At 61.6% G+C, this 23,048-nt stretch carries 25 protein-coding genes; 6 read left to right on the top strand and 19 right to left on the bottom strand.

Translation table 11 applies throughout. The annotated features are described in order from the left end of the window. Window positions 1-41: 41 nt before the first annotated feature. Together AC1RQ5_RS07185 and AC1RQ5_RS07180 are read right to left on the bottom strand one after the other, a co-directional pair. A complete protein-coding gene (locus tag AC1RQ5_RS07185; RefSeq protein ID WP_493197891.1) occupies window positions 42-938 on the bottom strand; it encodes a ChaN family lipoprotein in 897 nt (298 codons plus the stop codon). Next, window positions 935-1,663, bottom strand: coding sequence for a hypothetical protein (locus tag AC1RQ5_RS07180; protein WP_493197890.1), 729 nt, complete (start codon window positions 1,661-1,663; stop codon window positions 935-937). Before AC1RQ5_RS07180 ends, AC1RQ5_RS07185 begins: the two co-directional genes overlap by 4 nt. A 347-nt stretch (window positions 1,664-2,010) precedes the next feature. On the opposite strand from AC1RQ5_RS07180, the gene AC1RQ5_RS07175 reads away from it, so the two are divergent. After that, complete coding sequence (locus AC1RQ5_RS07175; RefSeq protein ID WP_398480138.1) at window positions 2,011-2,991, top strand: Bug family tripartite tricarboxylate transporter substrate binding protein; 981 nt, start codon at window positions 2,011-2,013, stop codon at window positions 2,989-2,991. 56 nt (window positions 2,992-3,047) lie between these two features. Here the strand turns inward: AC1RQ5_RS07175 and AC1RQ5_RS07170 are convergent, their stop codons facing one another. Beyond that, the gene (locus tag AC1RQ5_RS07170) at window positions 3,048-3,842 is read right to left on the bottom strand and encodes a response regulator (RefSeq protein WP_493197888.1); all 795 of its coding nucleotides are present in this window, start codon (window positions 3,840-3,842) and stop codon (window positions 3,048-3,050) included. Window positions 3,843-4,082: 240 nt separating this feature from the next. Between AC1RQ5_RS07170 and AC1RQ5_RS07165 the strand changes: the two genes are divergently transcribed. Both AC1RQ5_RS07165 and AC1RQ5_RS07160 read left to right on the top strand, forming a co-directional pair. Continuing rightward, complete coding sequence (locus AC1RQ5_RS07165; protein WP_493197886.1) at window positions 4,083-4,280, top strand: NepR family anti-sigma factor; 198 nt, start codon at window positions 4,083-4,085, stop codon at window positions 4,278-4,280. Then, the gene (locus tag AC1RQ5_RS07160; protein WP_398480132.1) at window positions 4,280-4,828 is read left to right on the top strand and encodes a sigma-70 family RNA polymerase sigma factor; all 549 of its coding nucleotides are present in this window, start codon (window positions 4,280-4,282) and stop codon (window positions 4,826-4,828) included. The genes AC1RQ5_RS07165 and AC1RQ5_RS07160 overlap by 1 nt, the downstream gene beginning before the upstream one ends. 197 nt (window positions 4,829-5,025) lie before the next feature. Here the strand turns inward: AC1RQ5_RS07160 and AC1RQ5_RS07155 are convergent, their stop codons facing one another. The 14 genes from AC1RQ5_RS07155 to urtA form a co-directional block, all read right to left on the bottom strand. Continuing rightward, window positions 5,026-6,675, bottom strand: a complete 1,650-nt coding sequence (locus AC1RQ5_RS07155; RefSeq protein WP_493197884.1) for a CHASE domain-containing protein — start codon at window positions 6,673-6,675, stop codon at window positions 5,026-5,028. A 185-nt stretch (window positions 6,676-6,860) separates the two neighbouring features. Then, the gene (gene ureG / locus AC1RQ5_RS07150) at window positions 6,861-7,490 is read right to left on the bottom strand and encodes an urease accessory protein UreG (protein WP_493197882.1); all 630 of its coding nucleotides are present in this window, start codon (window positions 7,488-7,490) and stop codon (window positions 6,861-6,863) included. Between the two features lie 177 nt (window positions 7,491-7,667). Further along, a complete protein-coding gene (locus AC1RQ5_RS07145; RefSeq protein ID WP_493203340.1) occupies window positions 7,668-8,414 on the bottom strand; it encodes an urease accessory protein UreF in 747 nt (248 codons plus the stop codon). Continuing rightward, the gene (locus AC1RQ5_RS07140) at window positions 8,395-9,030 is read right to left on the bottom strand and encodes an urease accessory protein UreE (protein ID WP_493197880.1); all 636 of its coding nucleotides are present in this window, start codon (window positions 9,028-9,030) and stop codon (window positions 8,395-8,397) included. The genes AC1RQ5_RS07145 and AC1RQ5_RS07140 overlap by 20 nt, the downstream gene beginning before the upstream one ends. Window positions 9,031-9,047: 17 nt before the next feature. Next, on the bottom strand, window positions 9,048-9,347 hold the full coding sequence (locus AC1RQ5_RS07135; protein ID WP_493197878.1) for a putative quinol monooxygenase: 300 nt from the start codon (window positions 9,345-9,347) through the stop codon (window positions 9,048-9,050). A 142-nt stretch (window positions 9,348-9,489) separates the two neighbouring features. Further along, a complete protein-coding gene (gene ureC, locus AC1RQ5_RS07130) occupies window positions 9,490-11,202 on the bottom strand; it encodes an urease subunit alpha (protein ID WP_493197876.1) in 1,713 nt (570 codons plus the stop codon). Window position 11,203: 1 nt separating this feature from the next. Then, complete coding sequence (locus tag AC1RQ5_RS07125) at window positions 11,204-11,509, bottom strand: urease subunit beta (protein ID WP_493197874.1); 306 nt, start codon at window positions 11,507-11,509, stop codon at window positions 11,204-11,206. Window positions 11,510-11,517: 8 nt separating this feature from the next. Beyond that, window positions 11,518-11,820, bottom strand: a complete 303-nt coding sequence (locus tag AC1RQ5_RS07120) for an urease subunit gamma (RefSeq protein ID WP_295849216.1) — start codon at window positions 11,818-11,820, stop codon at window positions 11,518-11,520. A gap of 16 nt (window positions 11,821-11,836) precedes the next feature. Beyond that, window positions 11,837-12,664 carry an urease accessory protein UreD gene (locus AC1RQ5_RS07115; RefSeq protein WP_493197873.1) on the bottom strand — a complete coding sequence of 276 codons (828 nt, stop codon included), beginning with the start codon at window positions 12,662-12,664 and terminating at the stop codon, window positions 11,837-11,839. A 21-nt stretch (window positions 12,665-12,685) separates the two neighbouring features. Next, a complete protein-coding gene (urtE, locus tag AC1RQ5_RS07110) occupies window positions 12,686-13,381 on the bottom strand; it encodes an urea ABC transporter ATP-binding subunit UrtE (RefSeq protein WP_398480110.1) in 696 nt (231 codons plus the stop codon). 142 nt (window positions 13,382-13,523) lie between these two features. Then, window positions 13,524-14,267 carry an urea ABC transporter ATP-binding protein UrtD gene (urtD, locus tag AC1RQ5_RS07105; RefSeq protein ID WP_493203338.1) on the bottom strand — a complete coding sequence of 248 codons (744 nt, stop codon included), beginning with the start codon at window positions 14,265-14,267 and terminating at the stop codon, window positions 13,524-13,526. A 71-nt stretch (window positions 14,268-14,338) separates the two neighbouring features. Further along, window positions 14,339-15,508, bottom strand: a complete 1,170-nt coding sequence (gene urtC, locus AC1RQ5_RS07100) for an urea ABC transporter permease subunit UrtC (protein WP_493197871.1) — start codon at window positions 15,506-15,508, stop codon at window positions 14,339-14,341. A 178-nt stretch (window positions 15,509-15,686) separates the two neighbouring features. Continuing rightward, window positions 15,687-17,297, bottom strand: coding sequence for an urea ABC transporter permease subunit UrtB (gene urtB / locus AC1RQ5_RS07095; protein ID WP_493197870.1), 1,611 nt, complete (start codon window positions 17,295-17,297; stop codon window positions 15,687-15,689). Between the two features lie 180 nt (window positions 17,298-17,477). Further along, a complete protein-coding gene (gene urtA, locus AC1RQ5_RS07090) occupies window positions 17,478-18,800 on the bottom strand; it encodes an urea ABC transporter substrate-binding protein (RefSeq protein WP_398480102.1) in 1,323 nt (440 codons plus the stop codon). A 542-nt stretch (window positions 18,801-19,342) separates the two neighbouring features. Between urtA and AC1RQ5_RS07085 the strand changes: the two genes are divergently transcribed. The 3 genes from AC1RQ5_RS07085 (at window position 19,343) to AC1RQ5_RS07075 (ending at window position 21,653) form a co-directional block, all read left to right on the top strand. After that, window positions 19,343-20,824, top strand: coding sequence for a DEAD/DEAH box helicase (locus AC1RQ5_RS07085; RefSeq protein WP_398480100.1), 1,482 nt, complete (start codon window positions 19,343-19,345; stop codon window positions 20,822-20,824). A gap of 25 nt (window positions 20,825-20,849) precedes the next feature. Then, window positions 20,850-21,131 (top strand): translation initiation factor IF-1, encoded by a 282-nt coding sequence (infA, locus tag AC1RQ5_RS07080; protein WP_211910085.1) that lies wholly within the window; start codon window positions 20,850-20,852, stop codon window positions 21,129-21,131. A 309-nt stretch (window positions 21,132-21,440) separates the two neighbouring features. Next, window positions 21,441-21,653: a cold-shock protein gene (locus AC1RQ5_RS07075; RefSeq protein WP_016842648.1), complete on the top strand. Its 213-nt coding sequence runs from the start codon at window positions 21,441-21,443 to the stop codon at window positions 21,651-21,653. A 126-nt stretch (window positions 21,654-21,779) separates the two neighbouring features. Here the strand turns inward: AC1RQ5_RS07075 and AC1RQ5_RS07070 are convergent, their stop codons facing one another. Together AC1RQ5_RS07070 and AC1RQ5_RS07065 are read right to left on the bottom strand one after the other, a co-directional pair. After that, a complete protein-coding gene (locus AC1RQ5_RS07070) occupies window positions 21,780-22,382 on the bottom strand; it encodes a TadE/TadG family type IV pilus assembly protein (RefSeq protein ID WP_398480098.1) in 603 nt (200 codons plus the stop codon). A gap of 15 nt (window positions 22,383-22,397) precedes the next feature. Continuing rightward, window positions 22,398-22,955, bottom strand: a complete 558-nt coding sequence (locus tag AC1RQ5_RS07065) for a TadE/TadG family type IV pilus assembly protein (protein WP_493197867.1) — start codon at window positions 22,953-22,955, stop codon at window positions 22,398-22,400. Between the last annotated feature and the right edge of the window lie 93 nt (window positions 22,956-23,048).

Genomic DNA, 23,048 nt, shown 5'->3' with positions numbered 1-23,048 from the left:
GCAAGAATACATACAGATACTTTTCTATACTTATTCTTGATCTAAGTATTCGCAGCTTTCCGACGGGCACCGGCGATCATCTGCGCCATTCCGGGCGGCACGATTTCCGGCTCGGGCTCATCCAGCCGAAACACGGCATCACCAAGCCCCACCATCGAAGCGGCATCGTGGTGATCGCGCGCCGTGGGCAACAACACGCCGATGGAAGAGACGCCGAGATCGCGCAGCTGATACGGCGTGCCATGGCCGTATTCGAGATGGCCACGGCCGATGATGCCGATCACCAGAGGGGGATCGGCGACGTCGAGCGCTTTCGCGATGTTGCAGGCAAAGGCGCGATCCCATGTCTGCTGCGCACGAATGAAGCGATCTGTGACAAGGGATGGATCGACCTCGCCCGTGGCAGGACGATCGAAGCGCAGCCCGGCGAGATAGCGGCGATAGGCCAGCGTGGCCGGAGCCGATGGCGTGAGACCGTCGCGCTCGTCCTCCGGCACGGCGTCCCAGCCGTCCTTGCCGACGCGTGTCACCAGCGGGCGATGACAATTCAGCGCCAGCATCGGGACGCGATGGCGACGACAAAAATGAAACAGCGGCAGATAGAGCTCCGCATCGAAGCCCCAGACTGCGCCCCACTCCACTTTGTCGAGGAACGCCGCGGTGCTGAGCCCGCCTTCGATCCATTCATCGAGCACGGGCTGAACCCGGCGTGGAAACATCTCGAATCCCACGGCGATATGCGGGCGCAAGAAGCGCAGCACCGTGGCCACATGCAATTGCCAGCGATGGATTTCGAGGACCGAGTGAGTTTCACCGAGCAGCACGACCTGCCTGTCCGCCATCGCGGTCAACAGCTCGCGCTCGTCGCGGATACGTCCGTCGGCGGGATCGAGCCAGCTGGCGCGCGGGTGAGCGAACTGCGTCGTCGCGTCCGTCACGCCGCACCGAATGCGTTGGCGGGACCACGCAGGAAGAGACCGAGCGACGCATTGCCGGCATCCATCGCGGTCAGTTCGACAGTGCCATTCGCCGCAGGCGCGCTGCGTTGCCAATGCTTCACATCGCCGCCGCGCAGATGAAGATGGAAGTCGGATGTGATGATGTTGACGAAACCCATGGCCGGATTGATTTCCGGCACCAGGCCGCGCCAGCGCTGGGTGACGCCGGGGCGCTGCATCTCGATGGTGATCTCCGCTTCGGCTTCGCGCGCCGCCTTCAGTGGCTGCATGCCGGCATCGGCTGCATCGAGCTTGGCGGGTTCATCACCGCCTGCGGGCTTCAATAATGGTGGCACGCCGGCGCCTTCAAAAATCTTCAGGCCGGCATCGAAGGGATCTGCGCCTTCAAGGCCGACGACACTGAAGATGATCTTCCCGGATGCATCCTGGAATTCGATGCGCGGCAGCACCTTGCCTTTCATCTGGCTGGAATAATCGACGACGACGGCCGAGACCCGGCTGATATCGATCTCGCTGTCATGCGCCTTGCCAACGGTGAACAGCATGCTGCCATCGCGCTCGACCCGCTCGACGACTCCGATGCGCTCGAGCACGACACCTTCATCGCGAACGGCGATCATGATGCGCCCCAGCAGAGGCACGCGCCGAAACACGTCAAAGGGGTCGGCAGCAAGACGACGCCGCAGGTTCTTGTCTTCACTCATGATCTCTTCAGCCCACCAAACACGCAAAAGGTATTTTGCGTGTTTGCAGCAAGGGCTATGGCGCGTCCATGCGCGGACGCTTCAATTCGATCGTGTTGAATGAATTCCAGTTTCGAGATTTGATTTGTAATAAAGCCAAAAACTCAACCTGACGCTTCATACGGAATTTTGCGACCGTAGGGGGATGACGCCTGCGGCCAATCCGCGCCACGACGACGCTTGTTCGCACAGGCTGCACTCGCTAGCCTCCGATCGCGAAGATCGCAGCAAGAGACTGCGACTGCGCACGCCTTCGCACTGCAATAGACGCGCGGGCGGCAATCATAAAAACAAACGGGAGGACTATGATGAGCAAGACCATCACGCGTCGAACGTCTCTGATCCTCGGTGCATCCGCGCTATTCGCACCGCAAATACTCCGCGCCCAGACCGCCCTTCCCGACAAACCCATCCGGCTGCTGGTCGGCTTTCCTGCCGGCGGCGGTACCGATGTGATGGCGCGGCTGATTGCCGAACCGCTGCGGCAGCGCACCGGGCGGAATATCGTGATCGAAAACAAGGTCGGCGCATCCGGCACGGTCGCGGGCGCCACGCTCAAGAGCAGCCCGACCGATGGCAGCGTGATCTGCTACATGCCCTCCGCCACCGTGATGCAAAAACTCTCGATGGTGAATGTGCCATTCGACCCGCAGGCCGACATGGCGCCGATCACCATGGCCGGGACGCTGCAGACCGTCTATTGCGTGTCGCCGACCATCGGCGTCAACACGCTGGCGGAATATGTGGAGTGGCTGAAGAAGAATCCGACACGGGCGTCGTTCGGCTCCACGGCGATGGGATCGAGCACGCATTTCTTCGGGTTGATGATCGGCCAGGCCGTCGGCCGCCCGCTCGAAGCCGTGGCCTATCGCGGCGCAGCGCCGCTGGTGTCGGATCTGCAGGGCGGGCACATCACCGGCGGCTGCGGATCGATCACTGACTTCATCGATCATCATCGCCAGGGCGTGGTGAAGATTCTCGTGACATCGGGCAGCCGGCCGACCGCATCGGCGCCGGAGCTGCCGACAGGCACGAGCCTCGGCTTTCCCAATTTGCAGTTGTCAGGCTGGTACGCCTTCTTTGCGCCAGCGGGGACGCCGCCGAACATCGTCGAGACCTGGGGCAATGAATTGCGGCCGGTGCTGGAGCTGCCGGAGATCAAAAAGCGGATGGCCGAGCTTGGGCTGGAGGTCGAGACATCGACGCCGAAGCAATTCACCGAGCGGCTGAACAGCGACATGGTGCAGTGGCAGAAGGTGATGGATGCGGTGGGGTACAAGCCCACGTGATCACAAAAAACGGCCGGCGATATCGCCGGCCGTTTTCGTCCTGATTGAAGGTGCGCTTACGACGCCTTGGCGCGGTTCTTCGAGTTGCGCTGGAAGAACAGCGCCTGGCTCGCCACCGCCGACACCATCGCCGGCTGGAACGGTTTCGAGATCAGGAAGGCCGGCTCGGGACGTTCGCCGGTGAGGAAGCGCTCCGGATAGGCAGTGATGAACACCACCGGCACTTCAAACGTGCGCAGCAGCTCGTTCACCGCATCGAGACCCGACGAACCATCGGCGAGCTGGATGTCGGCGAGGATCAAACCAGGCTTCTTGTTCTGTGCCAGCGCGATGGCATCCGCATGGGTGCGGGCAACGCCGATGACATTGTGGCCGAGATTCTTCACCAGGCTTTCGATGTCCATGGCGATGAAGGTTTCGTCCTCGATGATGAGGACGTCGGTGGCAATCTCCGCCGCCATTTCGCGGCCGGCGGTGTCGGCCAGCGCGCGCACTTCCGAGACTTCGACGTCAAGAACGAAGGCGACTTCCTCTTCCGAGAAACCTTCGAGCGACAGCAGCAGGAACGCCTGACGCGGCAGCGGCGTGATGTTGGAGATCCGTTTCTCCGACGCCTGCACCGGCACCACTTCGGCGTCGTCATTCATCGCCACCGAATTCCAGATCTGCGTGAACAGACGGAACAGGCCGGCGCGCGCGCCATGACGCTCGTCAAGCAGCGAACCATCCTGCAGCAGCGCTTCCAGCATGGCGCCGACATAGGCGTCGCCGGATGCCTGGTTACCCGTGAGCGCACGGGCATAGCGCCGCAACAGCGGCAAATGTTCAGCAACGAGCTGTGATCGGGACATCCCCACTCCAATCCTGTTCTTAGCGCGGTCTCTTGCCGTTACGCGGTCAAGAGGTACCGTCATGCGCCCCGGCGCCTGATTACGACCAGTCTACGCCTGCCACCGAGAAAAGTTCCATCGCTCCGGAACTTTCAGCGGCGCTCCCCGTTAGAATGGCAAGAAACGCCGCAAAGGCTTCAAAAATCAAGAAAATTTCTCAAAAACCAGGGGCAAGATCTTCTGGGGAATGTGGAACGGGTCATGAAAGATGTGAAGCCTAAGGGCGGATTGAACGCCGAAATTCAGTCCCGGATCGGGCACCAGCTTCGCGCGATGTATGACGACGTCGTGCGCCAAGGGGTGCCGGACCGGTTCGCGGACATGATTCGAAAACTGGACGGGGCGGATGCCCAGGCCCAGCTCGCCGGTGATGCCGGCAAAAAAGAAGGAGGGGAATAATGCCTCTCACAAATGAACTCCGTGACGATATTCTGGCGTCAGTTCCGAGTTTGCGCGCCTTCGCCATCTCGCTTTCGGGCAACGGCGATCGTGCCGACGATCTCGTGCAGGAAACACTGCTGCGCGCGCTGGCGAATATCGACAGCTTTCAGGTCGGCTCGAATTTGCCGGCATGGTTGTTCACCATCCTGCGCAACCTGTTTCGCTCCGACTATCGCAAACGCCGCCGCGAGGTGGAAGATGCCGATGGCAGTTATGCCAAGACCCTGAAGACCCAGCCGGCGCAAAATGCGCATCTGGAATTCGAGGAGTTTCGCGGCGCGCTCGAAAAGCTGCCGCAGGACCAGCGCGAAGCGCTCATCCTGGTGGGTGCATCGGGCTTCTCCTACGAAGACGCGGCCACGATCTGCGGCTGCGCCGTCGGCACCATCAAGAGCCGCGTCAACCGCGCGCGCTCCAAGCTCAGCGCACTGCTCTATGTGGATGGCGCGGAAGATTTCGGCCCGGACGATACAGTGCGTGCCGTCATCGGCGGCTCGGGCGGCTAGGCCTGAAGTTGAATCCGATCAACTAAAAGCGGTCGCGTCAGGCGGCCGCTTTTTTGTTGGCACGTTGCCTTCCAAACTGCTGTCATCGCCCGGCTTGACCGGGCGATCCAGTAAACGCTGGCAAGAAAGATCGAGACGGAAAAACGGTGTTTACTGGATCACCCGCTTTCGCGGGTGATGACATCCGGAGATCGATACTACCGCACCGGCCTTGCCAGCGCTTCCGTGCGACCGCGCTCGGTCATGTCGATCACCGTCTCCAGCGGCGCGGTGAGTTCATAGACATAAGAGACTTCGGTGAAATAGCGCTTCGCCTTACCGCCGAGCGCTTCCGGGGCGACGCGATCCAGCAGCACCACGCCGAAGTCTGAATCGCTGCGCCGCGTCTTCTCGCTGGTGTTGAACTCCTCCCAGCGGAAATGGAATTGGCCGCCATTGTCGCCGGGGATGATCTCCCAATGGGCGACGATGTTCGGATGCTTGCCGACCAGCGACAGGCCTTCGTCCGAATGCGAGGCAAGCTCGAAGAACAGCAGCGCGAGGCTCTGTGCTGCACGTGAACTGACGCTGATGTCCGGCCCTTCCACTGCGATCCGATCCGCATGCGGAATGGCGCGGGCTTCGAACAGGCCCTTCAGCGGCACGCCCTGCCACTGGCTCTCGCTGAGCAGCGACACCACATGCGACATCGCGTGAATGCGACCGATCAGCAGATCGCGCGCGCTATCCATATCCGAGCCATGGCGCAGCGTGCGCGTGACGATGGACTGGATCACCGCCAGAATATTCTTCACACGATGATTGAGCTCGTCGATCACATCGGTGAGGCGACGCTCGAAGCCGATCCGCATCTCCACCTCGCGACGGAGGCGGATATTGCTGTAGGACACATAAGCGAACATGCCGCAGATGATGGCGGTGAGCGCAAGACCCAGGCCGCCGACAAACATGGCCGTGCGGCGCGCGCGCAGATCGGTGTCCATCTTCGGATAGTAACCGAGCGACCAATCGCGGCCGCCGAAACTGACGGTGCGCAGGATCGCAAGCGACGGACCATTGGCGACCAGCGGGCGCGCTCGGACGCTGCCGTCGTCATCAGCCACGATCTCGCCATCGGGCACGCGCGGATCTTTCAAAGCCACCGAGAACAATGACATTTCGTCATTGGCCAGCATCAACGAGCCGAGTTCGTACGAGAACGAGACGAAGCCTGCCGCGGTGGATGAGCCTTCCGGCAGCACCGGCGTCACCAGAACGACACCGAGCGGTCCATTCTCCCGCTGCAGCGGCGTCGGATCCGAGGCGACCGGACGGCCTTCATCATTGGCGCGGGTGATCGTCGGGCCCATGACGCGTGAATTGTTGAGCGCGCGTCCGGCAAAGCCCTCGGTCACCGAATTGCGCGGCTCGAGATCCATCAAGACGTCGAGCGTCTTGTCGCGCATCTCGGCATCAAGCGGCTTGTCGTCGAAATTGCGGATGGTCGGATTGCGATAGCCGGCCGCGGCCAGATCAGCAGCGGCACCGGCGAATTCATTCGGCTGCAGGCGCGCGATCCAGGCGGCAATGACGAAATCGGTCTTGAACGCATAGATCGACGCCCGCAGCGGCTTCAGCATGTCCGCTTTCATCACCGTGGGCGACTTGAACAGGCCGGCGGCGACACGCGCGAGCAATTCGCGCTCGGTCAGGCGCTCCTGCACCAGGCTGGCATGGATATCGACCCCGCGCGCCAGCGCGATGTTTTCGATCGCCAGTTCCTGATCGTGCACGCGATAGGCCGCGAAGCCGGACAAGCCGACCCCGATCAGTGCCAGTAAAGCGATAATGAAACCCAGCCGGACCACGCGCCCACTCGGAATGTGAGAAATACTGCCGGTTCAGCGGCCTAGGAGTATGCCAATCACGATGGGACGAATTGGTTCCCGAAATATGGAACTTTCTTACACGTCCGCGCCATGGCCGCAAACAGGCTTAAGAGATTGCTCACAGCGCAATCCCTGCGTGTCGCGACGCCAACTTATGCGCGTAGTCAGGCGACGGCCTTTGCCTTGAGCCCGCCCTTGGCCTCGATAAAGGCAATAATGGTATCGAGCCCGGACTGGATCTTCATATTGGTCATGACGAATGGCCGGGTGCCGCGCATGCGCCTGGCGTCGGTATCCATCTTTTCCAGGGATGCGCCGACATAAGGCGCGAGATCGACCTTGTTGATGACGAGGAGGTCGGAGCGCGTAATGCCGGGACCGCCCTTGGAGGGGATCTTGTCACCGGCCGAGACATCGATGACGTAGATCGTGATATCGGCGAGCTCCGGCGAGAAAGTCGCGGCCAGATTGTCGCCGCCGGATTCGACCAGCACGAGATCGAGGTTGGGAAATTTCGCGCGCATGTCGGCGATGGCGGCGAGATTCATCGAGGCATCTTCGCGGATCGCCGTATGCGGGCAGCCGCCGGTTTCGACGCCGGCGATGCGATCCGGCGTCAGCGAGCCGGAACGCACGAGATATTCGGCATCCCACTTGGTGTAGATGTCATTGGTGATGGCCGCGATGTCATAGCGCTCGCGCATGGTCTTGCAGAGCAGATCCATCAGCGCCGTCTTGCCGGAGCCGACCGGACCACCAATGCCGACGCGGAGAGGACCGTGAGAGGTGGACATGTCAGTTGCTCGCTGGGTTGAGAGGAAGTGGCGTAGCGATGTCAAAGCTCCGACTGTCATCCCCGCGAAAGCGGGGATCCAGTAGACACCGGCTCCGGTGATATAACACAAGTGCCAGAGTGTACTGGGTCACCCGGTCGAGCCGGGTGACGACAGACGAATGCCTGGCAATCACCATCATGATCGGAACAGCCGCGTATATTGCGTCTCGTGCCGCATGCTGGCGATGTCTGCGCGGAAGGTCGCGCTGCCGAGATCCTCGAGCGATGCCGTCATGGCGCGATGACCGGTGGCGACCACGACGGGCTCCAACGCCGCAAGCATACGCTGGCTATCGGTCTGGCCGAGCGGCACGAGACGCGCGCCGGCAGAAATCCAGTTCGAGACGACCGCGTGGAAGAACGCGTGCATCGTCGGCGCCAGCGGCAATCCATGCGCGGCGCTGACGAGGCCGACCGCGACGGGATAGACGATGGGACCATCGCAGGCGGCGATGAGCTGCTGCAGAGCCTCATGTGGCCATGCATTCAGCGAAATCTCGATGAAGGCCTTGCCTTGTGTGGAGGTCTCAAGGAGTCGCTCTTTCGATGGCGCAAAAGCGCTGGCGAGTTCGGCGACATCACGCAATGCCTTGTCGTCGCCTGTCATCGCCGCGCGATGGATATGCGCGAGGAAGACGCCATCGCAGAAGCCGCCGCCGTCGGACAGCATCGCGGACAGCCAGTGCTGCAGCGAGGCAGCATTGGTGATGTCACCAGCCTCCACCGCCCATTCGATTCCGCTGGAATAGGAGAACGCGCCGACAGGGAAAGACGGCGACAGCCATGTCATCAGCCGATACAGCGCCGCGCCGTCATCGGCGGGGAGTTGCATCGGATCAGCCAATGACGTGTCGTCGATCGGCTTACTTGTGGCCATGAGCATGGGAATGCCCGTGATCGTGACCACAATGTTCGTCATGGACGTGACCGTGATCATGCCCGCAATGCTCATCATGCACATGGCCATGGTCATGCGCTTGATCGTGCTTACCGTGGGCGTGGCCGTGATGATCGTGACCACAACTGCTGTGGTCGTGACCATGGCCATGGGCGTGCGGAGCTTCATGCGGCGCGGCATAGGCGCCGCCTTCGGGATCGAACGGTGCCTCGATCTCGATGACGCGGGCGCCGAGGCCCTTCACCATCTCCTCGATGACATGATCGCGACGGATGCGAAGCCCCTTCGCCATGATCTGTGTCGGCAGATGACGATTGCCGAGATGCCAGGCGAGCCGCACGAGATGACCGGGATCGGTGCCCCGGATCTCGATCAGCGGCTCGGGCGCTGCGACCACCTCAATGAGGCGGCCGTCTTCCAGCATCAGCGCATCGCCGCCGCGCAAGGCGACGGCGGTTTCGAGATCAAGCAGGAATTCCAGTCCGCGCGTCCCCGTCATCGCCATGCGACGGCGATGACGGTCATCGAAATCGAGCACGACGGTATCCACCGCCGCATCGATCCAGTGATATTGGCCTCTGACTGTGGTCGCGCGGATCATGAAGTCTCTCGTATGGTTTAACGCACGACCACGTCGGCGGGCGTGATGATTTCGATCTTCGGCGGCGCGGCGAAGCATTTGACCGCAACACGGCCAAAGGTCTTCATGTGCTCCTGGGTCCGGTGTGGCACCAGGGCTTCAGCATTGTCCCACTGCTCGACAAACACCATGCGGGTCGGATCGGTGACGCTCTCATGGAGATCATAGGCGATATTGCCCGGCTCCTTGCGGGTGGCTTCGATGCAGGCCTTGGCAGCTTCGATCAGTTCGGCGCGGGCTTCGGGTTTCACGGACAGCGTGGCGATTACGTAGATCAAGGGGAGTCCTCCCGGTTTATTGTTGTGGCTAAGGATGCCGGGCGGGACATTAGGCCATCTCCATCGTCATTGCGAGCGCAGCGAAGCAATCCGGAAAGCGACGGACTGGATTGCCTCGTCGCTTCGCTCCTCGCAATGACGGCTAATACATAAAATAGCGCTGCGCCATCGGCAGAACCTCGGCCGGCTCGCAGGTCAGAAGCTCACCATCTGCACGCACCTCATAGGTCTCGGGATCCACCTCGATCTTTGGCGTGGCGCCGTTATGGATCATGCTCTTCTTAGAGATGCCACTACGGACATTTTCCACGGCGTAGAAAGATTTCTGGATACCGAGCTTCTTCGCAAGCCCCGAAGCCGCGGCCGCGCCCGAGGTGAACACCACTGACGACTGCGTCACCGCGCGACCGAAGGCGCCGAACATCGGCTGGTAATGCACCGGCTGCGGCGTGGGGATGGACGCGTTGGGATCGCCCATGGGGGCTGCCACGATCGAGCCGCCCTTGATGACGAGATCGGGCTTCACGCCGAAGAAGGCCGGCGACCACAGCACGAGATCGGCCATCTTGCCCTTCTCGACCGAGCCGATGAGCTTTGAGACGCCGTGGGCGATGGCCGGATTGATGGTGTATTTGGCGATGTAGCGCTTGACGCGGAAATTGTCGTTGCTGCCCTTCTCTTCCTTCAAAGAACCGCGTTGCTTTTTCATCTTGTCGGCGGTCTGCCAGGTGCGGATGATGACCTCACCCAGCCGGCCCATGGCCTGGCTGTCCGACGACATCATCGAGAGCGCACCGAGATCGTGCAGGATGTCTTCCGCCGCGATCGTTTCCTTGCGGATGCGGCTTTCGGCAAAAGCGAGATCTTCCGCAATCGACGGATCGAGGTGGTGGCACACCATCAGCATGTCGAGATGCTCGTCGATGGTGTTGCGCGTGAACGGCCGGGTCGGATTGGTCGATGACGGCAAGACGTTCTTGAGGCCGGCGATCTTGATGATGTCCGGCGCATGGCCACCACCGGCGCCTTCGGTGTGGAAGGCATGGATCGTGCGGCCCTTGAAGGCCTTGACCGTATCTTCGACAAAGCCGGACTCATTCAGCGTGTCGGAATGCAGCATCACCTGGATGTCATAGTCGTCGGCGACGCTGAGGCAGTTGTCGATGGCGGCCGGCGTGGTGCCCCAGTCCTCATGCAGCTTGAGCGCACAGGCGCCGGCCTTGATCATCTCCACCAGTGCCGCAGGCTTGGCCGCGTTGCCCTTGCCGGAAATGCCGAGATTGACCGGGAAGGCATCGAAGGACTGGATCATCCGCGCGATGTGCCACGGGCCCGGCGTACAGGTGGTGGCAAAGGTGCCATGCGACGGGCCCGTACCGCCGCCGAGCATCGAGGTGACGCCACTCATCAGCGCATGCTCGATCTGCTGCGGGCAGATGAAATGGATATGGCTGTCGAAACCGCCGGCGGTGAGTATCTTTCCCTCGCCCGCGATGACATCGGTGCCGGGACCGACATTGATGGTGACGCCGGGCTGGATATCGGGATTGCCGGCCTTCCCGATCGCATGGACCATGCCATCCTTGATGGCGACGTCGGCCTTCACGATGCCCCAGTGATCGACGATCAGCGCATTGGTGATGACTGTGTCTACCGCGCCCTGCGCCCGCGTCGCCTGCGACTGGCCCATGCCGTCGCGGATCACCTTGCCGCCGCCGAACTTCACTTCCTCGCCATAGATGGTGAAGTCCTTCTCCACCTCGATGATGAGATCGGTGTCCGCCAGCCGCACCTTGTCGCCGGTGGTGGGGCCGAACATGTCGGCATAGACGGAGCGCTTGATCTTTACGGGCATCTCAGAGCTTCCCCATCACATCGCCGCGAAAACCATAGACCGTGCGTTTGCCGGCGAGCTCGACCAGTTGCACGTCGCGGGACTGGCCGGGCTCAAAACGCACCGCCGTGCCGGCAGCGATATCGAGACGCATGCCGCGCGCTTTCTTGCGGTCGAATTTCAGCGCGGGATTGGTCTCGGAGAAATGATAGTGCGAGCCGACCTGGATCGGCCGGTCGCCAGTGTTCGACACCGTGAGCGTGATCGCCTTGCGGCCGGCATTGAGCTCAATCTCGCCGTCCTGGATGAAGAGTTCGCCGGGGATCATGCTGGGCCTCAACGAATGGGTTCGTGGACGGTGACGAGCTTCGTCCCATCGGGGAACGTCGCCTCGACCTGAATGTCGTGGATCATCTCGGCGATGCCATCCATGCACTGGGCGCGCGTGATGACTTCGGCGCCGGCCTTCATCAGCTCGGCCACCGTGCGACCATCGCGGGCGCCTTCGACGATGAAATCGGAAATGATGGCGATCGCTTCGGGATGGTTCAGCTTGACGCCGCGCTCCAGCCTGCGGCGCGCCACGATGGCGGCCATGGAGATCAAGAGCTTGTCTTTCTCGCGAGGGGACAGGTTCATCGCAATTTCCTGAGCTTTAGTTCAGCCACATGCGCGGCAGCATCGCACCCGATTGCGACAGCAGCGCCATCATGTCGGCCCGTAATTTGGCGGCATCTTGCGCACAGATGCGGACCATTGCAAATCCGTTCCAGCAGGAGACGCCGACTTCCGTGCCGGCCTGCTCGGCAACGGCACGCAGCCGTTCCAGCAGTGCCTCATCGCCAGGCACGATCAGTGCAGTCGCGATCGCAAGGCCGCCATTGGCGATTGCGGGCGCGGCCAGTTTCGCGCCGATGTCACCATCGAGGCGGACATTTTCGGCAAACACCAGCCGCCCGCCGCGGCGCAGGCGCCAGCGATCAATGAAGGAGCCCGTACGCATCATCTCGCCCATGGCGGTGCGGCCGAACACGACGATCTCGCACAGGAGCAGCGAGGCGCTATCGGCCAGATCGATATCGATGCTGCGCGTGGTGCGGGCCTGATCGAACAGGATCGTCTCCTGCGGCAGCCAGCTCAGATGGGCACCAGCTCCGGCGCGCAACGAGATGTTGATCTCGGCAGCCGGCCCGTGGGAGCGATAGACTTTCTCGGCGGCGGCCGTCGACAGCGTGAGGCGGGTGCCCTCGCCTGCGGTGATATCGATATCGAAGCGATCGCCACCGGCGGCGCCGCCGGCCGTATTGACGAACATCGAAGTGAGCCCGTCATCCTCCGGCGAGGGAAAGCGGACACGGAGTGACCCGGATTCATGGAGCTGGCGACGGCGCGTGCGGCCATCGACAAGATGCACGTCGAACGCCACCGCACCGCGGGCGCGGTTGGCGGCAAAGCTCGCGGATGAAGCGAGGGCGTCCTGCATAAAGTCTCCAGCGACAGCGCCTTACAGCGCCATCTGGCGGCTGATCTCGGCGGGATCGAGATTGGCGCGGTCGCAGCTGTATTTCACCGCGCCGCGGTCCATCACGGCGAAATTGTCGCCGAGTTCGCAGGCGAAGTCGAGATATTGCTCGACCAGCACGATGGCGATGGTACCGAGCGAGCGCAGATAGGAGATGGCGCGGCCGATATCCTTGATGATCGAGGGCTGGATGCCTTCGGTGGGCTCGTCGAGCAGCAGCAGCTTTGGCCGCATCACCAGCGCGCGGCCGATGGCCAGCTGCTGCTGCTGGCCGCCGGAGAGATCGCCGCCGCGGCGGCCGAGCATGGATTGCAGCACGGGGAATAGCGAGAACACGTCATCTGGAATGTTGCGATCGGCGCGCTTCAGCGGGGCGTAACCGGTCTTGAGATTTTCCTCGACGGTGAGGAGCGGAAAGATCTCGCGGCCCTGCGGGACAAAAGAGATGCCGCGGCGGGCGCGCTCGAATGGCTTGAGCTTCGAGATATCCTGCCCGTCGAAGGTGATGGAGCCACCGGAGATCGCCTGCTGGCCGACCATGGCGCGGAGCAGCGACGTCTTGCCGACGCCGTTGCGGCCGAGCACGCAGGTGACCTTGCCGGGCTCCGCCGCCACGGTGACGCCGCGTAGCGCCTGGGCGGCGCCGTAATGAAGGCTGATATTGTCGACGTTCAGCATGGTAACCTCATCTCTGCCTGTCGTCCTCCGCGAAAGCGGGGGACCCAGTACACCTCGGCGTCTCGGTTCAAGCACCGGGGCCAGTGTCTACTGGATCGCCCGCTTTCGCGGGCGATGACAACTGTGGGTGTGGCGCACATCGTCACCGCCCCAGATAGACTTCGACCACACGGTCATTGGTCGACACATCGTCGATGGTGCCTTCGGCCAGCACCGTGCCTTCATGCAGGCAGGTGACCTTGACGCCGAGTTCGCGCACGAAGGTCATGTCGTGCTCGACCACCATCACCGTCTTGTTGTCGCGATTGATGGCCTTCAGCAATTCAGCGGTCTGATGGGTTTCCACATCGGTCATGCCCGCCACGGGCTCGTCCACCAGCAGCACCTTTGGATCCTGCGCCAGCAACATGCCGATCTCCAGCCATTGCTTCTGGCCATGGGAGAGATTGCCGGCCAGACGATCGCGGGCATCGGTGAGGCGGATGGTCTCCAGCACCTTGTCGATGCGCTCGGCCTCGTTCCGGCTGCCGCGCCAGAACAGGGTGCCACGCACGCTGTGATCGACATTCAGCGCCAGCAACAGATTGTCCTGGATGGTCTGGCTCTCGAACACCGTCGGTTTCTGGAATTTGCGGCCGATGCCGAGTTTGGCGATTTCGGTTTCGTCCAGCAGCGTGAGGTCGTGCACACCATCGAAATAGACATCACCCTCGTCCGGCTTGGTCTTGCCGGTGATGATGTCCATCATCGTGGTCTTGCCGGCGCCGTTGGGGCCGATGATGGCCCGCATCTCGCCGGGGGCGAGCACCATCGAGAGATTGTTGATGGCGTGGAAGCCATCGAAGGAGACATGCACGCCGTCGAGATAGAGCTGCGCGGAGGTGATGCGCTTCTGGCGCGCCTCGGCCTCGCGGGCGGCGACCTGCGGATCGACCGCGGTGAGTTCGGCTGACACCATCATGCCTTCTCCAGATCGGGTTTGATGATGCCATCTTCCGCGGCGGCGCTGTCGGCATTTGCGGTGTCACGTGCCTTGCGACCGTCCTGCCAGGCATTGATGGTGCCGATGATGCCCTTGGGCAGCAGCAGTGTCACCAGGATGAACAGCGCGCCCAGCATGAACAGCCAGTACGGCGCGAGCGCGCCCGACGTGAAGAACGTCTTGGCATAGTTCACCACGACAGCGCCCAGAGCAGCGCCGACCAATGTGCCGCGGCCACCGACGGCGACCCAGATGACGGCTTCGATGGAATTGCCCGGCGCGAATTCGCCGGGATTGATGATGCCGACCTGCGGCACATAGAGCGCGCCGGCGACACCGGCCATGCAGGCCGACAGCGTGAACACGAACAGCTTATAGCTCTCGACGCGATAGCCGAGGAAGCGCGTCCGCGATTCCGCATCGCGCACCGCGATCAGCACCTTGCCGAGCTTTGAGGTGACGATCGCGCGGCACAGGACGAAAGCGCCGATCAAAGCGAGACAACTGAGCGAAAACAAGGCGGCGCGCGTGCCGTCGGTCTGGATGGCGAAGCCCAGAATGTCCTTGAAATCTGTCAGGCCGTTATTGCCGCCGAAGCCGAAGTCGTTGCGGAAGAAGGCGAGCAGCAGGGCATAGGTCATCGCCTGGGTGATGATGGACAGATACACGCCGGTGACGCGCGAGCGGAAGGCGAGCCAACCGAAGGCAAAGGCGAGCAGGCCCGGCACCACAAGCACCATCAACGCGGCGAACCAGAACATGTCAAAGCCGTACCAGTACCAGGGCAGCGCCTTGTAGTTCAGGAACACCATGAAATCCGGCAGCACCGGATTGCCATAGACGCCACGGGCGCCGATCTGGCGCATCAGATACATGCCCATGGCATAGCCGCCGAGCGCGAAGAAGGCGCCGTGGCCGAGCGAGAGAATGCCGCAATAGCCCCAGATCAGATCGATGGAGAGCGCGAGGATGGCGTAGCAGACATATTTGCCGAATAGCGAGATCAGATAGGTCGGCACCTGCAGCGGCGAATCCGCCGGCAGCAGCAGATTGAGCAGCGGCAAAACGATGCCGACGGCGGCGACAATCAGGATGAAGATGGTCGCGCTGCGATCAAGGGTGCGGGTGAGGAAATACGGGGTCATGGGCAAACCCTCTGGATCGAGCCACACACACCGAGACCCTCATGGTGAGGAGACGCTTCTTCAGCGCCGTCTCGAACCACGGGGGAGTGTGGGGCCATCCTTCGAGACGCCGCTGCGCGGCTCCTCAGGATGAGGGATGGAGTTTTGTGGATGCTGCGAAGCATGGGGTTCAACATCATCATGCTTCGATCGCCCTGCCCTTGAGTGCGAACAGGCCGCGCGGGCGTTTCTGGATGAACAGGATGATCAGCACCAGAATGGCGATCTTGCCGAGCACGGCACCAGCGACCGGCTCGAGAAACTTATTCGCGATGCCGAGCGAGAGCGCGCCGACCAGCGTGCCCCAGAGATTGCCGACCCCGCCGAACACCACGACCATGAATGAATCGATGATGTAGCTCTGGCCGAGATTGGGCGAGACATTGTCGATCTGCGATAGCGCCACGCCTGCGATGCCCGCAATGCCGGAGCCGAGACCGAAGGTCAGCGCATCGACACGCGAGGTCGCGATGCCCATGGAGGCCGCCATGCGACGGTTCTGGGTCACGGCCCGCATTTCCAGGCCCATGGCGGTGTAGCGCAGCATGGCCAGCAGGATCACGAACACGGCGAGCGTGAAGCAGAGGATCCATAGGCGGTTATAGGTGATGGTGATCTGGCCCAGTTCGAAAGCGCCGGACATCCAGGAGGGATTGCCGACCTCGCGGTTGGTCGGACCGAACATGGTGCGGATCGCCTGCTGCAGCACCAGCGACAGCCCCCATGTGGCGAGCAGCGTCTCCAGCGGGCGGCCATAGAGAAAGCGGATGATGGTGCGCTCGATGATGATGCCGAGGATGCCGGCGGTGAGGAAGGCGAGCGGCACGGCCATCAGCAGCGAATAGTCGAACAGGCCGGGATAGGAGGTGCGGATGATGTCCTGCACCACGAAGGTGACATAGGCGCCGATCATCACCATCTCGCCATGGGCCATATTGATGACGCCCATGACGCCGAAGGTGATGGCGAGGCCGATGGCGGCGAGCAGCAGCACGGAACCGAGCGACAGGCCATACCAGGCATTCTGGCCGATCGACCACAGGGTCTGGCGGCTGTTGATGGCGGTGATGGCGCTGGCGGCGGTGCGGGTGACGCCGACGGTCTGGTCGGCCGGCAGGCCGGTGAGGATCGCGAGCGCGTCCTGATCGGCGCGGGCCTTGATCACGGCAATCGCAGCGATCTTCTCGGCTTCGGTCGCGTCTTCCTTGAACAGGATGATGGCGGCGCGAGCCTCGGTGAAGGCCAGCTTTGCGGCCTTGTTGGTTTCCTTCTCCAGCGCCGTGTCGATCACCGGCAGCATCGCGGTCTCGTGGCTTTTGAACACCGACTGCGCCGAGGCGATCCGCTTGGCGGGATCGGGCGACATCAGGGTCAGGCCGCCGAGGGCGGATTCGATATTGCGGCGGAGACGGTTGTTCAGGCGGACCGCGGCGGCGCCGGATGGGACTTCGGAGACGGCGGTGCCAGTCGCGGCATCGGCGCTTTTGCCGTCGGCGCCGGTGACATAGACCTTCTTGCTGTCGGCGTCGGCAAACAGCCGGCCTTCCTGCAGCGCGCTAATGATCGCGAAGGCCTGCGGATTGCCCGATGTGGCGATGATGCCGACGGCTTCGTCCGTATCGGAAAAATCGTCATTGGCGAATTTGGCGACGGCATCCTCGAAAGGACCGGCCAGTGCGGGAATGGCGGTCGCGGCCAGAAGCAGGCAGGCGAGCGCAATCGCGCGGCAGCGTTCAAAGAGATGGATCACTCTAAAGTCCCCGGCGGGAAAAAGGGGGAGAAGGCGGCGGTAAACCGCCTTCTCCAGTCTCGGGAGGAAAACGTGTCGTCATTGCGAGCGCAGCGAAGCAATCCAGAAAGCAAAGCAAAGGCAGAACTGGATTGCTTCGTCGCTACGCTCCTCGCAATGACGGGGATGTAGCGACCGAACTTACGAACCCTGACCGCCGCACTTGTTGGTCTTGGTGTTGTAGTTGCCGCACTTCTTGCCGACCCAGTCGCCGATCAGGTCCTTGGAGCCATCAAGCTCCTTCGACCAGGCATCGCCAGCCACCAGCGCCGGGGTCTTCCAGACCACGTCGAACTGGCCGTTGCCCTTGATCTCGCCAATAAAGACCGGCTTGGTGATGTGGTGGTTCGGCAGCATCTTCGAGGTGCCGCCGGTGAGGTTCTTGGCCTCGATGCCCGGCAGGGTGTCGATGACCTTGTCGGCTTCGATGGACTTGGCCTTCTCCACCGCCTTCACCCACATGTTGAAGCCGATCACGGTGGCTTCCATCGGGTCGTTGGTCACGCGCTTCGGGTTCTTGGTATAGGCCTGCCAGGACTTGATGAACTTCTCGTTCTCCGGATCCTTGATGGACTGGAAGTAGTTCCAGGCAGCGAGATGGCCGAGCAGCGGCTTGGTGTCGATGCCAGCGAGTTCTTCTTCACCCACCGAGAATGCCACCACCGGAATGTCGGTCGCCTTGATGCCCTGGTTGCCGAGCTCCTTGTAGAATGGAACGTTGGCGTCGCCATTGATGGTCGAGACCACCGCGGTCTTCTTGCCAGCCGAGCCGAACTTCTTGATGTCGGCCACGATCGTCTGCCAATCGGAATGACCGAACGGCGTGTAGTTGATCATGATGTCTTCCTGCTTGACGCCCTTCGACTTCAAGTAGGCTTCCAGGATCTTGTTGGTGGTGCGCGGATAGACGTAGTCGGTGCCGGCCAGCACCCAGCGCTTCACTTTCTCGTCCTTCATCAGGTAATCGACCGCCGGGATCGCCTGCTGGTTCGGAGCGGCGCCGGTGTAGAACACGTTGCGCTCGGACTCTTCGCCCTCATATTGCACGGGGTAGAACAGGATGTTGTTGAGCTCCTTGAACACGGGGAGCACCGACTTGCGGGACACCGAGGTCCAGCAGCCGAACACGACGGCGACCTTGTCCTTGGTGATCAGCTCGCGGGCTTTTTCGGCGAACAGCGGCCAGTTCGAGGCGGGATCGACAACGACGGCTTCCAGCTTCTTGCCGAGCACGCCACCCTTCTTGTTCTGCTCATCGATCATGAACAGGACGGTGTCCTTCAGCGTGGTCTCGGAAATGGCCATGGTACCGGACAGCGAATGCAGCACGCCGACCTTGATGGTGTCGTCGGCGGCCCGGGCTGCGGACACAGCCGACAGGCCGAGCGCCAGCCCGGCAGCTGCAGCCATGACGCTGCGCCGGGATAGCGGCTTGGAAAATGAATTGGTGAAGTGGCGGATCATGTGCGGTCTCTCCCTGGACGCAGACGAAATTCACTGCGAACGGCCCCACGGCCGGACGTCCAAGGAATCGCAAGAAGTGTGCCAGCGACCTTTTACTCGTTAAGTTATTGGTAAGTCTGCATCATTTTAAATCGCCGTCATGATCACAAAATCAGCTAGCTTATTTTATGTGCAAAATTTTTGATCACACCCGCGGCAAGCAGATTAAAACGAGTGCAAAAGTCGGTAACTGTCTAAATTTCTCGCAGCGGCATTTTGTCATCGTTCCGGCTCGCGACGGTTTCACCTTGAATAAGCCTGGATCGTGTTCCATATGATCCGATACGACCTTGAGAATCATCGGGTCCTTGCGAGCCGCGTGTTCTGATCCCGCCTCACTCTGACGTCCAGAGCACCAGCGGTTTCTGGCTTGCCTCTTTCAGCTAACCAGAATGACGCCCCAAACACGCGGGTGTCCCCAAGACACACTCGCGTGCGCCTCTGATATTGCCGCTCTGGCATATCGGCCGGGTGCGATACGCCTTTATGGAAAGACACATCTTTTGACCACCTTTCAGGAATTCGGCCTCGCCGATCCCATTACCCGTGCGCTCAAGGAAGAAAACTACACCACGCCGACCCCGATCCAGGCCCAGACCATCCCCATTGCCATCACCGGCAAGGACGTGATCGGCATCGCCCAGACCGGCACCGGCAAGACCGCTTCTTTCGCACTCCCTATTCTTCATCGCCTGCTCGAACACCGCGTCAAGCCGCAGCCCAAGACCTGCCGCGTGCTGGTGCTGAGCCCGACCCGCGAACTGTCCGGCCAGATCCTCGACAGCTTCAATGCCTATGGCCGCCACATGAACCTGTCCTCGGCGCTGGCGATCGGCGGCGTGCCGATGGGCCGCCAGGTCCGTTCGCTGATGCAGGGCGTGGACGTCCTCGTCGCGACCCCGGGCCGCCTGCTCGACCTCGTGCAGGGCAATGCGCTGAAGCTCAACATGGTGGAATTCCTCGTCCTCGACGAGGCCGACCGCATGCTCGACATGGGCTTCATCAACGACATCCGTAAGGTTGTCGCCAAGCTCCCGATCAAGCGCCAGACGCTGTTCTTCTCGGCCACCATGCCGAAGGATATCGCCGATCTCGCCGAGCACATGCTCCGCGACCCGGCCCGCGTCGCCGTGACCCCGGTGTCCTCGACCGTCGAGCGCATCACCCAGAAGATCCTGCTGGTCGATCACTCGGCCAAGCCCTCGATCCTGTCGCACATCCTCAAGACCGAACAGGTCAACCGCGCGCTGGTGTTCACCCGCACCAAGCACGGCGCCGACAAGGTCGTGAAGGGCCTCGAGCGCGCCGGCATCGCTGCTGCCGCCATCCACGGCAACAAGTCGCAGAACCATCGTGAGCGCACGCTGGCCCAATTCCGCACCGGCGAAGTCCGCACCCTGGTCGCCACCGACATTGCCGCCCGCGGCATCGACGTCGACGGCATCACCCATGTGGTGAATTTCGACCTGCCGAACGTGCCGGAAACCTATGTCCACCGGATCGGCCGTACGGCCCGTGCAGGCGCCGAAGGCATCGCAATCTCGCTTTGCGCCGGCGAGGAAATGGCGTATCTGCGCGATATCGAAAAGCTGATCCGCGTTGCGCTTCCGAAGGAAGACCGTCGCACCCCCGGCAAGAATGACGTGGGTCCGCCGCCTTCCCAGAATCGCGGTGGTCAGCGCAACGGTCGCCCCGCCCAGCACGCTCATCGCCAGGACGGAGCCCCCGGCAACAAGAACGCGCGCAATCGGCGCCGCCCCGGCGGCGGTGGCGGCGCATCGCAACCGAACCGCGATCATGCGCGGACCGAGAGCGGACCAAGGCACGAGAACGTAAGGCATGAAAATGCACGGCACGAGTCGAAGCCACGTCCCGCCCAGCAGGGCGGAGCCGCTGGAAAAGAAGGAAGCATGCAAGGCGTTGCCTTCCTTCATCGGCCGAGCCGACCTAACACCACCCCTAACCGCAGCCAGCGTCCGCGCTAAGCGCTGACCGATCTGGAGCTAATGAATGGCTAAAGAAGAGCTGATCCAGTTCGAAGGACTGGTGACCGAAATCCTTCCAGATGCACGCTATCGCGTGCAGCTGGATGCCGGACACGAAATCATTGCCTACACGGCGGGCAAGATGAAGAAGAACCGCATCAAGACGCTGGCGGGCGACCGCGTGACGATCGAGATGTCGCCCTATGATCTGGAAAAGGGCCGACTGATCTTCCGTCACAAGGACGAACGTCCAGGTGGCGGCCCGCCGCGGTCAGGCCCGCCGCGCGGCAATTTCCGCCGCCGCTAAAGCGTCCGGACTTTTATTTCTGTCGACAGTTCGCACTGCAATATAGACCCTCGCCGCGCATGACCTACTCGTCATGCGCGGGACCGGGGGCGCATTCGCTTATTCGTATACTATCAAAAAATCGTGCGCGGCTGGATTGTCTTAGGGAATAGCTTCCCCTAATGTAACTGCTATCGATTTTCGGCCGGACGACTTCTCTATACCCCGGTGCAGCCGGTCTAGACTGACGACCCTTCCAAAAATTCGATGCCAACCAACCTGCGTCCAGGGCGTGGGTTACTACTACTATCTTTGAGAAGGGACTACCTCGTGAGCATGGGAACCGTGAAGTGGTTTAACGCCACCAAGGGTTATGGCTTCATTCAGCCGGACGAAGGCGGGAACGACGTGTTCGTGCACATCAGCGCCGTCGAACGCGCTGGTCTCGGCACGCTGCGCGAAGGCCAGAAGATCAGCTACGAAATCGTGGCCGATCGCCGTTCGGGCAAGTCGTCGGCGGATAACCTCCGCGCAGCCGGCTAACGATTTTCCGCAAGCAGCCGCTTGCAGATGATCGTGCAAAATTTGAAAGGCCGCGTCCCCGGACGCGGCCTTTCTTATTTGGCGAACCCATTCTTCGGAAACTCTTTCGCGTGACGATCGTCGCGATCAGCCGCCGCTCGGCGTGCAGGTCGAGCCCAGCATCACGCATGTCATCTGCCTGGGTTTGGTGAAAGCAATCTCAGACGCCGTGATGCCCGTTTTCGACAGCACCCAGCCGATGGTCGGCACATAATTATATTTGACGTCGCCGACGATCAGATACTGGTTCGCCAACCAGTTGCCCGACGCATCCTTGCTGACGAGCCCGGCCGGCACCGAATAAACGGAATTCTTCGAGAGCGGCACGCTGCCGCGGCTCCACACGACCTTTGCCGTCTTGCTGCTCGGATCCAGATAGACCTGGTGAATCGTCGTCTTCAACGCGTTCTTGTCGTAGGGATTCACGATGGCGCCAGCGACTGTGAAGAAGTTCGTGACATCACTTTCCTGCACCGTCGTGTAGCGAGAGGTGAGATCCGAAACAGTCTGTGCGATCTGGCTGACCTTGCGATCGACCGCAAAATAATTTGCGACATCGGTGATGCCGAACAGCATCAGCACCAGCATTGGCGCGATCATGGCGAATTCGATCGCCGCGATGCCGCTGTCATCACGCCGCAGAGAGGCGGCGCGATATCGTAGCTTGCGCGCAATAGCGAGTATGGGCATCCCGTGATCCTCTCGCTACTGCGGGCCAAGCGCGGCGGTCGCCGCGAGCAACCGCTTGTTCGTCGTCGTACCGCGATCGATATTCGCGATATTGTAGCCGAGGCCCGTCACATAGAGCGGCCATTGATAGAAGGCGCGGACAACCACCGTCTTGCTGGTCGGACCGCTCGAAGAATAGGCCGGCGGCTGGTAGACGAAACCGTTGGAGACATATTTGCCGCTGGCATCGATCGGATCATTGATGGTGATCGTCGCGCCGGGATCAAAGGAGCGGACATCGACATCGAGCTTCGTGCAGTCCATCAGCACCGAGACGCGGCCGCAGATCGCCGCCTTGAAATCGGTCGCGCTGGCGCTGGTGCTGGTATAGACGAGCCGCGCGCCATCCTCCACGCCGGTCTCCAGGACCTGCCCGGCCATGAACACCATGCCGGTTTCCATGACAGCGAAGATCAGCGCGAAGAACATCGGCGCAATCATCGCAAATTCGACCGCGGCTGAACCATCCTGGCTTCGCCGGAAAGATCGCAACCGTTTCATCACGGCGACAAAGGAAATGATCGGTATCAGCATCTGCAGAATCCGGACGGGATGGAAATATCTACCGTCAGGCTGTAGCGAAAACTGATTGTAGAAGTGTTTCGCCGGATCGCGACAACATGGACC

It is taken from the genome of Tardiphaga sp. GW821-FHT12E02, assembly GCF_058807155.1.
Note: the sequence above shows the minus strand (reverse complement) of the source record. Positions and strands in the feature narration are given on the sequence as shown.